This window comes from Leptothrix sp. (in: b-proteobacteria) (genome assembly GCF_965250675.1).
GTDB lineage: Bacteria > Pseudomonadota > Gammaproteobacteria > Burkholderiales > Burkholderiaceae_C > Sphaerotilus.
This window is the reverse complement of the sequence record NZ_CBDFPH010000011.1, coordinates 284,457-298,483: the sequence shown is the minus strand read 5'-3', so window position 1 is coordinate 298,483 and position 14,027 is coordinate 284,457. Positions and strand designations below refer to the sequence as shown.

Genomic DNA, 14,027 nt, shown 5'->3' with positions numbered 1-14,027 from the left:
ACCATGGCGCCATGGCTGAAACCCCCACGACCCCCACCCCCGATCTGGCGATTGACCCGGCGATTGATCCGGCACTGAGCGAGCATTTCCGCCTCAGCGAATTCATCGTCTCACCCACCGCCGTGCGCGCCGGCCTGAGCAACAAGCCTCAGCCCTGGCAGCGCAAGAACCTGCAGCGCCTGGCGCAGTGGCTGGAGGTGCTGCGCACCAACCTGGGCGCTCCCATCGTCGTGCACAGCGGCTACCGGTCGCCCGCGGTCAACAAGCGGGTGGGTGGCTCAGAAAAGAGCTCCCACCTGCGCGGCCTGGCGGTGGACTTCACCGCCCCGGCGTTCGGCACGCCGCGCCAGGTGTGCGAGCGCATCGTCGCGCTCGGCCTGCCGTTCGACCAGCTGATCTACGAGGGCACCTGGGTGCACCTCGGCCTGGCCGACCCCGATGCCCCGATGCGCCAGCAGGTGCTGACCGCTCACTTCGTCAAGGGCCTGCCGGTGCAGTACAGCGCCGGGCTGGCTTGATTCACGCCCACCAGCAGCCCTACAAGGAAGCGCAACCATGACGACCATCGCCAACAGCGTGGCCACGCTCAACGCCGGCCAATCCGGCAGCTGGTTCACGCCCAGCCAGACCGTGTTCTTTGCGGACATCGACAGCACGGGCGACGTGCTGATCGAGACCCGCCGAGGCTCGACCGACACCGCACCCAAGGGCGTTGCCGCCGGCTCCAACGGGCTCAAAGGACCCCGAGTCATCACAGGGCCTTCCTGTGTGCAGATCGCCAGTTGCACGGGCCGGGATTTCCGCTTCACCTGTGTGTCAGGCACGGCCGTCGCTGTGGCCGCCGACGAGTGACATGCTGCGCTCTCTGATTTCCACGCCGATCAATGCTGCTGTGCGCAGCGCGATCAATGCCGAGAGCGGGCGGTTACGGCCCACCCTCGACCTCAACTTCTCCAGCGGCACCATGCCCCCCGGCCTGACGTTCTCGCGCGCCAGCAACGCCACGATGATCGGCAAGGATGGGCTGGTGGGGTGGGCGCCGCATAACTTGCTGCTCTACAGCGGCGACATCTCGAATGCGGTCTGGAACAAGTCAAACGGCGGCACCGTCACCTCGGTGGCTGACCCATTCGGCGGGATGGGTGCCCAGCAATGGACGGTCGGTGCGCTGGGTGGCGCAGGGCTGCAGCAGGCTTACACGATCCCCAACTCGACCGTCACGGTTTCTGGATGGTTTCGAGTTTCGTCTGGAAGCCGAGTTTTGACTCTTTGCACCCACCTAGATACCGGCTCGGGCGTCACTGTCACGTCGACATGGCAGCGCCTCTCGGTGACTTCTACCGGGCTAACTCAGGGCGGGGCAGGTCAAGTTCGCATTGACCGGTCTGCCGTCAGCGGGCAAGTCATCGAGATGTACGGACTTCAGGTCAACGCGGGCCCCCTCCAGCCCTACTACCCCACCACCGGCTCGGCCTACTACGGCCCGCGCATCGAATATGACCCGGCGACGCTCGCGTGTCGGGGGCTGCTGATGGAGCCTGCGGCGACGAATCTCGTCCCGAACAGCAAGGGCAGCATCTTGAGTACTCAGTGGGGGAGAGCGCAAGCATTCGGCAACGGCGCCGAGCCTACCGAAGAGCTATCCGATACCGACCCGCTTGGCTACGATGGATCAAGCTATCGGCTGGCTGGCACAACGGCAAACATCAACCATTTTTTGCTCGATTCCGTAGCTATTGGCGTTTCGTCAGGTGCAACTTACACCTACCGGGCGAACGTCCAACGTGTTTCTGGAACGGCGGCTGTATCCTCTGCAAATATCGCAATTCTTTGGTACGACGCCAGCTCTGCCTTCATATCCCAATCCAGTGCTGGGTCTGGTGGCGCTGTTGATTTCGTAACAAAGCTCGTTGCTACAGGTGCTGCACCCGCCAATGCGACTACAGCAAAGTTGCGAATTGCATTTGTTCCAAGCGTAGCGGCTGGTACTGCAGTTGATTTTCGCGTGCGAGTTTCTGGAAATCAGTTTGAGGCCGGCCCCGTCGCCACAAGCTACATCCCGACTGCTGGAGCGAGTGCGACGCGGGCGGCCGAGGTGTGCAGCAAGGCAGTATCTGGAATTGGTGGATGGAATACGGCAGGGACTATCTGTGAGAGCCACACCTACGTGAGTACTCCAATCGGGTTTAACTCACCGTACTCGCTTGGCTCGTCGCTTTCGTCTTTGGCTCTGCTTAGTAACAGCAACTCAAGAGCGCAGTGGGCTGGAGGATTCCTTGGGCCTTCGGTTACGGGTGCTGACGGCTCTTCGGCAACGGCTTTCAACATGACGACTGGTGTGGCTACAAACTCAATCTCCGGGTCAACTCCGGTGCAGTTCACTATACCGACCAACTCTGTGAATGATGGGACGCTCCACCTCGGGCGTTGGACCTATTCACCATCTGCTCATCAGCCAATCCACATCCGCCGCGTCCGCTACTACCCCGCCGCGCTCCCTGCAGCCACTTTGCAGGCCCTTACCAAATGAACGACTACTTCGTCCGCTGCGTCGAGTCCGACGTGCCCGCGCTCTATGCCTTGGCCGGCGCGCTGGGCGTGCTGCAGCCCGTGCCCGACACCGATGCCCACACCGTCGCGCCGCCGCACTCTGGCGCGTGGGATGTGGTCGGCCCGATCTACCGCCCGACCGGCGAGATGCTGGATGTGGGGGGCATCGAGTCGCCCGTCACTGCGCCGATCTGCAGCCCCGATGGCCAGCCCTATTGGCACGCCAACCTGCGCATCGACGCGAGCTTGATGGATCTGGCGCAGGCGTCGGACGACCCGGCAGTGCAGGCCGGGCTGGGGGATCTGGCGCGGTGGTTTGTGGTCGGGGCTGATGGCATGGCCACGGCGCCGCAGCAGCCGGCGCGGGTTTGGCTGTAACCCCACTCTCTCAACTCACTGGAGCCCCCCATGGCCGCCATGACCGACTTTCTCGAAAACAAGCTCATCGACTTCCTGTTCCGTGGGCAAGCGCTGGGCATCACCGGCTCAACAGCTGCGGCCGGTACCGGCCCGACCAACCTCTACGTCGGCCTGTTCACGGCTCTGCCCACCGACAGCACGGCCGGCACTGAGGTGGCGGGCGGCAGCTATGCCCGCGTGATTGAGCCCTGCACCTTGGCGAACTGGGCCGGCACGCAGGCTGCGGCGTCGACGGTCGCCAGCGCCGGCAATACGGGCACCACCAGCAACAACACCGTCATCACCTTCCCGGTGCCCACAGCGGCGTGGGGCTCGGTCGTGGGACTGGGCCTGTTCGACGCGGCCACGGGCGGCAACCTGCTGCTCTATGCCGCCCTGGCTGCCAACAAGACGGTCAACAACGCCGACCCGGCGCCGAGCTTTGCCGCCGGCACGTTCACGTTCCAGATCGACAACTAAGCGCCTGCGCCGATGGCCTCGACCACCCTCACGCGCAGCGCCACCACCGGCGCTGGCGCCATCGGCCGGGCCGCGACCGGGCTGACGCTCGGCAGCCTGACCTATGCCGGCTGGTTCCGCGTGGGTGCGGTGGTGGGCAGCTACAACACGCTGGCTTATCTCAATTCCTCGACTGGCAACACCGTGTCGTGGGTGGGCTACCAAAGCGACGGCGTGCTCTATGCCTTCAACGGCAGCGCGTTCGCCAGCCTCGGCGCGGTGGCCACGGGAGACTGGCTGTACGTCGCGGTCAGCCAGTCAGGCACGACCACCACCACCCGCGTCACGCGCAACAACAGCACCACCGCCACCACGGTCACGCAGGCGCTGGCCGCAGGCGCAGTGCCTGCACTCATCCAGACGCTGGGCGCGGGCGCCGATGGCTCGGTCGACAATTCCGCCGCCAGCGTCAACCTGGTGCGGGTGTGGTCGGCCGCGCTGACCGCTGCTGAGATCGCAGCCGAGCAGGCCAGCTACAGCCCGGTCAAGACGGCGGGCCTGTGGTCAGCCGCAACCCTGGCCGACACGACCACCGGCCTCAACGACACCAGCGGCAACGCCCGACCCTGGACCGCCACCGGCAGCCTCACGGCCGGCACGGCCAACCCCTACCTGACGGCCAGCCCGCCGTTCTCGGCGGCGGCGCTCAGCCAGGCCAGCGTCTCGGCCACGCTCACGACCAGCATTGCGCTGGCCGCTGCAGCGGTGGCGTCGTCAACGGCCACCGGCAACCTCACCACGGCCATTCGCCTGAGCGCTGCGGCGCAGGCCGTCAGCACGGTCACGGCCACACTGGTGCCGGCCGGGTTTGCGGCGGCGGCCGTGAGTCAGGCCACGCTCTCAAGCAGCCTGACGACGCAGATTGCGTTGAGCGCGGCGGCGCAGGCCAGCGCCACGGCTTCGGGCAGCCTGAGCACGCAGATCGCCCTGAGTGCGGCCCTCGTGAGCCAGGCCGCCGCCACTGCCGCCATCAACCTGATCGACTACTACCCGGCACTGCTGGTGTTCAAGCCGCCGCTGCGCGCCCGGACCTTTGCCGTGCCGGCCCGATACCCCACGTTCCGCAGCCCTGCGCGCACCTGACTCTGAGACACCACCCCCATGGCCATCATTGGTTCCACACTCAAACAGCCGCGCGAAATCCTCCTGCTCGACCTCGACTACAGCGACGCCATCGGCACCCGCACCGCCAGCAGCGTGACGCCCACGGTCGAGGTACCCAGCGGCATGACGCTCGAGCGCACGCTGGTGAGCGGCAAGGTTGTGCAGCTGCAGCTCAGCGGCGGCACGGATGAAACCGTCTACCGCTGGACGGTGCTGACCGACATCGTGATCGGCGGCAGCACGATGCGCCTGGAGGACGAGTTCCACGTGCTGGTGCAGGAGGTTAACGTGGACACCTCCAACCTGGCCGACGTGGCGGCCACGCTGGCCACCATCAACACCGCGCGCATCGAGCGCCGCGTGGGCGATGCGCGGGCCTATGTGATCGACTGCTCGGCGCTGCTGCGCAAGTTCGAGCTGTTGACCGGCGTCACCAGCGTCACCGCGCCAGGTCTGACGGTGGGTGCCTCGGCCCTGCTGCGCGGCACATTCCTGGAGGTGACGCTCTCGGGTGGCACGGTCACGGCGGGCCAGCCCTATACCGACTACGACTTCAAGGCGGTGCTGACCAGCACGCGCGGCGCGGTGCAGGTGTCGGTGACGGTGCGCACGTATGCCTGACGGGCGCATGCTGCAAAAAGCCTGAACTGCTTCCCCTGTCTGTTTTGGGGGCCGGCGCCGACCATGGCGCCATGACGCATCCCACGCACACCTCATCCCCTGATCAAGAGGCGCCGCCGGCCTCGCTGGCCCCGAAGTCGCTGCTGGCGAGCAAGTCGCTCTGGTTCAACGCCGTGCTGGCCTTGCTGGCCGGAGCCGAGCCGGCGCTCGGTGTCCTGCAGCCCGTACTCGGCGACCACACCTATGAAGTGCTGTGCGGCGTGCTGGCCGTGGGCAACGCCTTGCTGCGCCTGGTCACGGCCCAGCCGCTGCAGCTGCGGCTGGGCCGCTGAAGGGGTGCGCTGTGCTGGATCTCGACCCCAAGACCCTGAGCGATTGGCTGCAGTGGCTGTTCATGGGCGCTCTCGGCCTGTTCTCGTGGCTTCGCCGCCCCGGCGAAGCCGCCAGCGCAGCCGTGGCCCAGCTGGGCGAGCGCCTCAACCGGGACCACAACGAGCTGGTCAACCGCGTGGTGACGCTGGAAGAGCAGGTGCGCCACATGCCCACCAGCGCTGACCTGGCCAAGCTCGAAGGCACCGTGCAGTCGCTGGCGGTGGACACCAGCGCCATCAAGGAATCGATGCAGATCACCCGCGTGCAGCTCAACCGCATTGAGGCCTATCTGCTGCAAGCCAAGGACAGCCGGCTATGAACAACTTCGCCACCTACCAAGACGCCGACCGCCGCCTGGTGCTGCTGCGCGGCCTGGAAGCTGCGGTGCAGTACCGCGGCCCCGCGCTGCTGCTGCGCCGCTTCTGCGACGCGGTGGGCCATGTGGTCAGCGCCGAACGCATCGAGACCGACCTGGCCTGGCTGGCCGAGCAGGGCCTGCTGACGCTCGACACCGGCGCGGGCGTCACAGTGGCCACGCTGACCACCCGGGGCCTGGACGTAGCCACCGGCCGCGCCAAGTGCCCCGGCGTGGCGCAACCCCAGCCGGGCGCCTGAGTCATGCCGCCCGTCAGCAAGATCGCCCAGTTGCCCGAGGACGTGCGCGCCTGGCTGCACAAGACGCTGGTGGAGCGCGCCTTTGGCGACATCGTCGGCGTGACCGAGGAGCTGCAGGCCCTGCTGCGCGAGTCCGGCTGTGACGTGAGCGTGGGCAAGAGCGCGGTGGGCCTGGAGAGCCAGCGCATCAAGCGGGCTCAGGAAGCCATCAAGGCCAGCACCGAGGCGGCCAAGATCATTGCAGAGACTGCGCGCGACGATGGCGACAACCGGGGCGAGGCGCTGATGGCGCTGATCAGCACCGACATGTTCAACTGCCTGATGAAGGCCCGCGAAGCCGAGAGCGAAGACGACCCGATGGAGCGCCTGGCCATCATGGGCGAAGCCGCCAAGGCCGCCACCCGCCTGTCGGTGGCCAGCGTCAGCCAGCGCAAGTGGAAGCGCGACGTGGAAACCGCCGCCAAGCAGGCCGCCGATGCCGTCGCCAAGATCGCCAAGACCGGTGGGCTGCAGAAGGCGCAGGTGGACGAGATCCGCTCGCAGATCCTGGGCATCACGAAGCGGGCGGCGGCATGAATGAGGCGCTGGACCTGCTGACGCCTGAAGCGGTCGACGACGCGCCACCGCCGGTGCTGCTGCCCTACCAGCAGGCCTGGATCGCCGATGACGCGCAGCTCAAGGTCTGGGAGAAGAGCCGCCGGGTGGGCGCCACCTGGGCCGAGGCGGCGGACGCCGTGCTGATCGCTGCGAGCGAGGGCGGCGAGAACTACTTCTACATCAGCGCCACGCAGGACATGGCGCGCGAGTTCATCGAAGCGGTGGCCATGTGGGCCAAGGGCTTCAGCTACGCGGCCAGCGCCATCGGCGAGGGCATCTATGAAGACGGCGTCGACCCGGAAAAGGGCCGGCGCTTCATCAAGACCTACGAGGTGAGCTTTCCGGGCAGCGGCCGGCGCATCGTGGCGCTCAGCAGCCGGCCGACCAACCTGCGCGGCAAGCAGGGCACCATCGGCATCGATGAGGCCGCTTTCGCGCCCGAGCTGGGCGGGCTCATCAAAGCGGCCATGGCCATGCTGCTGTGGGGCAGCAAGGTGCGCATCTGGTCGACGCACGACGGCGTGGAGAACCCGTTCAACGCGCTGATCGAAGAAGTGCGCGCCGGCAAGCGCGGCCCGTCCACCGCCGCCACGGTGCACCGCATCACCTTCGATGAGGCGGTGGCGCAGGGCCTTTACCAGCGCGTCTGCCTTCGCAAGGGCATTGCCTGGAGTGAAACCGCCCAGGCCACCTGGGTGGCCACCGCACGCGCCATGTACGGCGACGACGCGGCCGAGGAACTGGACGTGGTGCCCAGCCAGTCCGGCGGCGCCTACCTGAGCCTGGCGCTGATCAGCCAGCGCATGGTGCCGGCCTGGTCGCCCGCTCACCCCGCCGGCCCGGTGCTGGTGCGTGGCAAGTGGGATGACGGCTTTGCCTACCTGCCCGAGGACGTGCGGCGCTTTGCCATCGCCGGCTGGTGCCAGGAGCACCTGGGACCGCACCTGGCGCGTCTGAACCCCGAGCAGCGCCACGCTTTCGGCAACGACTTCGCCCGCAACCGCGACCAGTCGGTGATCACTGTGCTGTCGCAGGACGCCGAGCTGATCGAGCGCGTGCGCTTGGTGGTCGAGCTGGCCAACTGCCCGTTCAGCAGCCAGCAGCAGATCCTGTTCTTCATCATCGACATGACGCCCCGCTTCCGTGGCGGCGCGATGGACGCCACCGGCAACGGCGCCGCACTGGCCGAAGCTGCGGCGCAGCGCTACGGCACGCAGATGGTGGAGCAGGTCAAGCTCAACGACGGCTTCTACCTGGCGCACATGCCCAAGCTGAAAGCCGGGCTGCAGGACGCCACGCTGGTCGACATCCCCCGCGACGATGCGCTGCGTGACGACCTGCGCGCGCTGCGCCTGGTCCAAGGCGTGCCCAAGCTGCCCAAGGCCGACACGCAGAGCGCCGCAGCCAAAGCCGCTGCGGCCGAGGGCGGCGCCAAGCTGCGCCGGCACGGTGACTTTGCGGTGGCGCTGTTCCTGGCGCACTACGCCTTCACCCGCGAGGCGGGCGAGGTGGACTTCATCCCGCTGCCCGACCGGGTGGAGGAGTGGGACGGTGACGGGGACAGCGGTGCCGATGCCTTCGCCGCCTACTTCTAGACCCCCTGTCCAAAACTATCCAAAGCGCCCTTGCGGGCCTGAACAGGGCTTGGGGGCTATCCGTGTGTGCTTCAGGGTCTTCAGGGGCTTGGCGGGCCTGATTTCTTCAAACAACGTTTCGAGGGCTGCAACATGGCCAAACAGATCCTGGACCAGCACGGTCAACCCATCGACCTGAGCGCCATCCGCGAACCGCAGACCGAGCAGGCCGACCTGAACGCACGCACCGGCATGCTGCGGCGCGAGTTCGATGCGCACCCGGGCCGGGCGCTGACGCCGGCGCGGCTCAACGGCATCCTGCAGCAGGCCGAGAGCGGCAACCTGATCGCGCAGCTGGAACTGGCCGATGACATGGAAGAGCGCGACGGCCAGATCTACGCCGAGCTGTCCAAGCGCAAGACGGCCGTGACCACGCTGCAATGGGACGTGGAGCCGCCCGACAACGCCACGCCCGCCGAACAGGCCATGGCCGACCAGGTGCGCGACTGGATCAGGAGCATCCCCGCGTTCGAGGAAGACATCCTGCTGGAGCTGATGGACGCGGTGCTCAAGGGCTACAAGCCCGTCGAGATGTGGTGGCAGCCCGACCAGGGCACGCTGCAGCCGAAGTTCGCGCCGCGCCCGCAACGCTGGCTGTGCCTGGGCGAGGACCGCAACAGCCTGCGCCTGCGCGATGGCGGCAACGCCTTCGGCACGCCGCTGCAGCCCTACGGCTGGCTGCTGCACGTGCACAAGAGCCGCAACGGCTACCTGGCGCGCGGCAGCCTGGCGCGGGTGCTGGCGTGGCCCTTCCTGTTCAAGCACTACGCGGTGCGCGACCTGGCCGAGTTCCTGGAGATCTACGGCCTGCCCATGCGCCTGGGCAAGTACCCGGCCGGCGCCAGCGACGACGAGAAGCGCAAGCTGCTGCAGGCGGTGGTGAGCATTGGCCACAACGCCGGCGGCGTGATCCCCCAGAGCATGGCCATCGATTTCCAGAACGCCGCGCAAGGCAACGAGGCGCCCTTCAAGACCATGTGGGACGGCATGGACGCCCTGCAGAGCAAGATCATCCTGGGCCAGACCCTGACCAGCAGCGAGGGCAAAAGCGGCAGCCAGGCGCTGGGCAACGTGCACAACGAGGTGCGCCTCGACATCCTCAAGAGCGACGCCAAGCGGGTGGCCGCCACGCTGACCACCCAACTGATCGCGCCGATGGTGCTGTTCAACCTGGCTGGTGCCGACCCGCGTCGGCTGCCGCGCTTCACGCTCGACGTGCCGGAGCCGGAAGACCTGAAGCTCTATGCCGACGCGCTGCCCAAGCTGGCCGGCGCCGGCATGCGCATTGGCGTGAAGGACATGCACCGCCGGCTGCGGATCGAGGAGGCTGAGGACGGCGAGGACGTGCTGACGGGGGCGCCGGCACCTGCTGCCGGTCCGGTTTCCCGTCATCCCCGCGACACCCTCCGTCATCCCCGCGAAGGCGGGGATCCAGGCGCACAAGCCGCCACCGAGCCGCTGGATTCCCGCCTTCGCGGGAATGACGGGCGTCCCACCAGTTCCCTGGCCGCCATCGTCCCCACGCCACCCGACGCCATCGACGCCCTGGTGGCCGAAGCCGCCGCCGACTGGCAACCGCTGCTCGACCCCCTGGTGACGCCGCTGCTGGCCAAGCTCGACGACGCCGTGGCCAGCGGCCTGAGCCTCGCCGAGTTCCGCGACCGGCTCGCCAGCCTGGTGGGCCAGATGAGCACCGCGCCTTTGGCCGAAGGCCTGAGCCGCGCCGCCTTTGCCGCCCGCCTGGCGGGCGAGGCTGATCTGGATTTGAGTGGCACCGAAGGAGTCTGAACATGACCGACCGAATCACCGGCCATCGTCCGCTGAATGCCGCCGAGGTGGACCTCATCAACGACATCAAGGCCGCTGGCATGCACCTGTGCAACCTGACGGCGCGGGTGCGCCTGCACATCGAGGCGCAGCGCTACCGCTGCATGAACGAGGTCAACACCGAGGTCCATGACGCCGCCGAACTCGCCCGCCTGACCGCTGCCGATCCCGAGCACTGGCTGCGCGTGGGCACCACCGACGTGCAGCAGGGCCTGATGGCGCTGGCTCGCGCCGTGGCGCAGCCGACCGCGTTCTGAACCATGCCCACGCCAATCCCCGAAGGCCTGCGCCTGGGCGCCATCGAGCCGCAGGACGCCATCGCCGCCTTTGTGCGCCGGGGCCTGCTGCAGCCCAGCTTCCGCTGGCAAGACGTCTGGCAGGAAGAGCACGCCCGCGCTTTCACCGTGGCCGGCGTGCTGCAGCTGGACGTGCTCAAGGCCTTCCAGGACGAGATCGACCTGAGCTTGCGCGAGGGCCGCAGCCTGGCGGACTTTGCCCAGCGCATCCGCCCGCAGCTGGTCAAGGCCGGCTTCTGGGGCGACGTCGACGTCACCGACCCCAAGACCGGCGAGCAGCGCACCACCACGTTCAACGACGCCCGGCTGCGGCTGATCTATGACGTGAACCTGCGCCAGAGCCATGCGGCCGGGCGCTGGGCACGCATTGAGCGCAACAAGGCTTCGCACCCCTTCGTCATGTACCGCACCCGGCACGATGAGCGCGTGCGCCAGAGCCACAAGCCCTGGCACGGCCTGGTGCTGCCGGTGGACGCCCCGTTCTGGAAGACCCACTTCCCGCCCAACGGCTGGCGTTGCCGCTGCACGGCGTTTGCAGTGAGTGAAAGGGATGTGCAGAAGTACGTCGCCGCGGGCGAGCCGGTCAAGCGCAGCGCACCGCCAGCGCAGACGGTGGACTACGTCAACCCGCACACCGGGCAGGTGCTGCCGGTGCCCCGGGGGATTGATCCGGGGTTTGGGTACAACCCGGGGCGGGTGCAAGGCGGTGCGCTGACCGAACGGGTCAACACGGCACTGGTTGCGACGCCAGCGCCAGTGGCCAAGGCGGTGCTGCAGCAGTCACTGGCCCAGTCCGTGTTCACTGAATTCGTGCGCAAGCCCCTCGCAGGGCAAATGCTGCCGGTGGCGGTGTTGCCGGCTGAAGATGCCGCGCTCATCCGGGCGCAGACCACCGTGGTCAACCTGTCGGCTGACACCGCCATCAAGCAGCTTGACCATCATCCGGAGATTCAGCCCGCCGACTACCTGAACGTGCAGCGTGCGATCGATGAGGGCGAGAAGATCCAGGACGGTGAGTTCAGCCTGGTCTACCTGCTGGAGCAGGACGGTTGGGTGGTCGCAGTGAAGGCCACGCGCTCGGGGCTGGGCTTGTTCATCAGCAGCTTCCGCCGCCTGCCGTCAGACCAGGCCAGGCTGGACAGTGAGTTGCGCCGGCTGCGGCGCCGGGCGGTATGAAGGCCAGGGATGCGGGCGGTGGGGCCTCCCGCCGGCCAATGGCCGAAACCCCACATGACGCTCCGGTGGCAAGCCACCGTGCTACGGCCGGGAGAATTTCACCGTGTCGCGCCCGCACTAGAGTCTAAGCCCATGCCACCCCGCATCACCATCGAACTCACCGGCGAAGCCGAGCTGCAGGCCAAGCTCAACAAGCTCGCCCAAGGCCTGACCAACCCGCAGCCGCTGCTGAGCGAGATCGGCGCCACGCTGGAGGCCAACATCCAACGGCGGTTCGATTTGGGGGTGGACCCCAACGGCCGGAAGTGGGCACCGCTGAGCGCGGCGACGCTGGAGTTCTACAAGGTCAAGGCCGGCCGGGCCAAAGCCGATGGCATCGGCGCCAAGCTCACGCGCGGCGACTTCAAGGCCGTGGCTGCGGCCGGCCGCGCGCCCAGCAACGTCGCCAGCCACCTGCAGCAGACCGGCCGCCTGCGCGACAGCCTGAAGGTCAACGTGCTGGGCAATGCGGTGGAAGTGGGCATGCTGCGCCTGACCGACAACGGCAAATGGAACGTGGCGGCGCTGCATGAGTTCGGCACCCAGCGTGGCAAAGGCGGCATGCCCCGGCGCGGCCTGCTGACCGCCGACCCAAACGCCGGAACGCTGGGCGCCGAGGATCGCGCCGATGTGATGGACGTGGTGCAGCGCTACATCGACCGGCTGGCGTGAGCCGCACGGGAGTGCTGCAAAAAGCCTGAACTGCTTCCCCTGTTCGTTTTGAGGGCTGCCGCCGACCATGGCGGCATGCACCCCCGCAAGACCTCCCAACCTATCGCCACCGGCCTGGCGCTGCTGAGTGCCACGCTCAGCTTGAGCGCCACCACCGCCACCTCCGAGGTGCAGCTGCTGCCTGTCGGCAAGTTCGCTGCCCGCGACGGCCGGCCCGGCCCGGGCAAGACCTGGCAGATCGACGATGCCACCGGCACCCGCCTGGCGGCCGACCTCACGGCGCTGGCCGCGCGCACGGCCTTCGTCATCGACTACGACCATCAGACCCTGAACGCCGCTGTCAACGGCCAGCCCGCGCCGGCGGCAGGCTGGGCTACGCAGTTCGAGTGGCGTAGCGCCCGGGGCCTGTTTGCCACCCAGGTGCAGTGGACCGAGGCCGCGCAGGCCCGTATCGAGGCCAGCGAGTACCGCTACGTCAGTCCGGTCATCCAGTTCTCGCCGACGGATGGCCGCGTCACCGGCGTGCTGATGGCCGCCATCACCAACTTCCCTGCGCTGCTGGGCATGGATCCGCTGGGCCAGGCCCTGGCGGCGCAGCTCAGCGCGTTCACCGAATCTCAACCGAAGGAGCCCTCCGTGGATCTACTCGCCCAATTGATGGCCCGCCTGGGCCTGCCCGCTGGCACGACCGAAGCCGAGGCGCTCTCAGCCGTCGACCGGCTCAAGACCGAGGCCCACGCGGGCGCCACCGAGCTGGCCGCGCTCTCTGCCAGCCACGCCACCACGGCCACCACCATCGCCGCGCTGCAGGGCGAGCTGGCCACGCTGACGGCAGCGGCTGCTGAGCGCGAGGTGGCTGAAGTGCTGACCGCCGCCCTGTCGGCCGGCAAGTTGCTGCCGGTGCAGCGCCAGTGGGCGACCGACTACGGCCGCAAGGACCTGGCCGGCCTCAAGGCCTATGTGGCCGCCGCGCCGGTGGTGGCCGCGCTGCAGTCCCAGACCGGCGGCCGTGCGCCTGCTGGCGACGACATGCCGACCGATGACGCCCAGGCCCTGGCGGCCAAGGCGCGCGCCTATCAAACCGAGCAGCTGGCTGCAGGCGTCACCGTGAGCAGCGCGCAGGCCGTGGCGCACCTGGTGGGCCTTCGCGGCTGAAGCCGCCGCCCACAAAACCTTCAACCACACGGAGCCTTTCATGAGCTACCAGACCCTGACCAAGCGCTACACCGCAGGCGCCGCCATTGCGGCCTACAGCCTGGTCAAACCGGGCGCCAACGATGACGCCATCCTGCCCGCTGCAGCCGCCACCGATGCCCTGATCGGCGTGGTCGAGGGCGTGGCCCCCACCAGCGGCGAAGGCTGCGACGTGGTGCTGTGCGGCCTGGCCGAGGTGGCGCTGGGCGGCACCGTGGCAGCGGGCGACCCGATCACCAGCAATGCCACGGCGCGTGCCGTGAAGGCCGCCCCGCCCGCCGGCGTGAACCAGCGCATCTGTGGCTTTGCGCGCCAGAGCGGCGTGGCCGGCGACGTGATCGAAGTGCTGCTGGCGCCCGGCCAGATCCAAGGCTGATCAGCCGCGCTGACCCACCCCTGACCCCTACCTGAT

At 68.0% G+C, this 14,027-nt stretch carries 18 protein-coding genes; all 18 read left to right on the top strand.

Annotation, left to right across the window (positions count from 1 at the left end; translation table 11 throughout):
- Positions 1-11: 11 nt before the first annotated feature.
- Positions 12-518, top strand: a complete 507-nt coding sequence (locus AC5IG3_RS15895) for a D-Ala-D-Ala carboxypeptidase family metallohydrolase (protein WP_491907266.1) — start codon at positions 12-14, stop codon at positions 516-518.
- A 37-nt stretch (positions 519-555) separates the two neighbouring features.
- On the top strand, positions 556-852 hold the full coding sequence (locus AC5IG3_RS15890; protein ID WP_491907265.1) for a hypothetical protein: 297 nt from the start codon (positions 556-558) through the stop codon (positions 850-852).
- A gap of 1 nt (position 853) precedes the next feature.
- Positions 854-2,530 carry a phage head spike fiber domain-containing protein gene (locus AC5IG3_RS15885; protein ID WP_491907264.1) on the top strand — a complete coding sequence of 559 codons (1,677 nt, stop codon included), beginning with the start codon at positions 854-856 and terminating at the stop codon, positions 2,528-2,530.
- Positions 2,527-2,928 carry a hypothetical protein gene (locus AC5IG3_RS15880; RefSeq protein ID WP_491907165.1) on the top strand — a complete coding sequence of 134 codons (402 nt, stop codon included), beginning with the start codon at positions 2,527-2,529 and terminating at the stop codon, positions 2,926-2,928. Before AC5IG3_RS15885 ends, AC5IG3_RS15880 begins: the two co-directional genes overlap by 4 nt.
- A 30-nt stretch (positions 2,929-2,958) precedes the next feature.
- On the top strand, positions 2,959-3,429 hold the full coding sequence (locus AC5IG3_RS15875; RefSeq protein ID WP_491907263.1) for a phage tail fiber protein: 471 nt from the start codon (positions 2,959-2,961) through the stop codon (positions 3,427-3,429).
- A gap of 12 nt (positions 3,430-3,441) precedes the next feature.
- Positions 3,442-4,551, top strand: a complete 1,110-nt coding sequence (locus AC5IG3_RS15870) for a hypothetical protein (protein ID WP_491907262.1) — start codon at positions 3,442-3,444, stop codon at positions 4,549-4,551.
- 18 nt (positions 4,552-4,569) lie between these two features.
- The gene (locus AC5IG3_RS15865; protein ID WP_491907261.1) at positions 4,570-5,193 is read left to right on the top strand and encodes a phage fiber-tail adaptor protein; all 624 of its coding nucleotides are present in this window, start codon (positions 4,570-4,572) and stop codon (positions 5,191-5,193) included.
- Positions 5,194-5,264: 71 nt separating this feature from the next.
- A complete protein-coding gene (locus AC5IG3_RS15860) occupies positions 5,265-5,525 on the top strand; it encodes a hypothetical protein (protein WP_491907260.1) in 261 nt (86 codons plus the stop codon).
- An 11-nt stretch (positions 5,526-5,536) separates the two neighbouring features.
- Positions 5,537-5,884 (top strand): DUF2730 family protein, encoded by a 348-nt coding sequence (locus AC5IG3_RS15855; RefSeq protein WP_491907259.1) that lies wholly within the window; start codon positions 5,537-5,539, stop codon positions 5,882-5,884.
- Positions 5,881-6,180, top strand: a complete 300-nt coding sequence (locus AC5IG3_RS15850; protein ID WP_491907258.1) for a VpaChn25_0724 family phage protein — start codon at positions 5,881-5,883, stop codon at positions 6,178-6,180. The genes AC5IG3_RS15855 and AC5IG3_RS15850 overlap by 4 nt, the downstream gene beginning before the upstream one ends.
- 3 nt (positions 6,181-6,183) lie before the next feature.
- The gene (locus AC5IG3_RS15845) at positions 6,184-6,756 is read left to right on the top strand and encodes a DUF3486 family protein (protein ID WP_491907257.1); all 573 of its coding nucleotides are present in this window, start codon (positions 6,184-6,186) and stop codon (positions 6,754-6,756) included.
- The gene (locus tag AC5IG3_RS15840) at positions 6,753-8,372 is read left to right on the top strand and encodes a terminase large subunit domain-containing protein (protein WP_491907256.1); all 1,620 of its coding nucleotides are present in this window, start codon (positions 6,753-6,755) and stop codon (positions 8,370-8,372) included. The genes AC5IG3_RS15845 and AC5IG3_RS15840 overlap by 4 nt, the downstream gene beginning before the upstream one ends.
- A 132-nt stretch (positions 8,373-8,504) precedes the next feature.
- Entirely contained in the window at positions 8,505-10,199 is a 1,695-nt protein-coding gene (locus tag AC5IG3_RS15835; RefSeq protein ID WP_491907255.1) for a DUF935 domain-containing protein, read from the top strand.
- A 2-nt stretch (positions 10,200-10,201) separates the two neighbouring features.
- A complete protein-coding gene (locus tag AC5IG3_RS15830) occupies positions 10,202-10,495 on the top strand; it encodes a hypothetical protein (protein WP_491907254.1) in 294 nt (97 codons plus the stop codon).
- A gap of 3 nt (positions 10,496-10,498) precedes the next feature.
- Positions 10,499-11,710, top strand: coding sequence for a phage head morphogenesis protein (locus tag AC5IG3_RS15825; RefSeq protein ID WP_491907253.1), 1,212 nt, complete (start codon positions 10,499-10,501; stop codon positions 11,708-11,710).
- Between the two features lie 132 nt (positions 11,711-11,842).
- A complete protein-coding gene (locus AC5IG3_RS15820; RefSeq protein ID WP_491907252.1) occupies positions 11,843-12,421 on the top strand; it encodes a phage virion morphogenesis protein in 579 nt (192 codons plus the stop codon).
- 75 nt (positions 12,422-12,496) lie between these two features.
- Positions 12,497-13,576 carry a phage protease gene (locus AC5IG3_RS15815; protein ID WP_491907251.1) on the top strand — a complete coding sequence of 360 codons (1,080 nt, stop codon included), beginning with the start codon at positions 12,497-12,499 and terminating at the stop codon, positions 13,574-13,576.
- 40 nt (positions 13,577-13,616) lie between these two features.
- Positions 13,617-13,991 (top strand): DUF2190 domain-containing protein, encoded by a 375-nt coding sequence (locus tag AC5IG3_RS15810; protein WP_491907250.1) that lies wholly within the window; start codon positions 13,617-13,619, stop codon positions 13,989-13,991.
- Positions 13,992-14,027 lie beyond the last annotated feature (36 nt).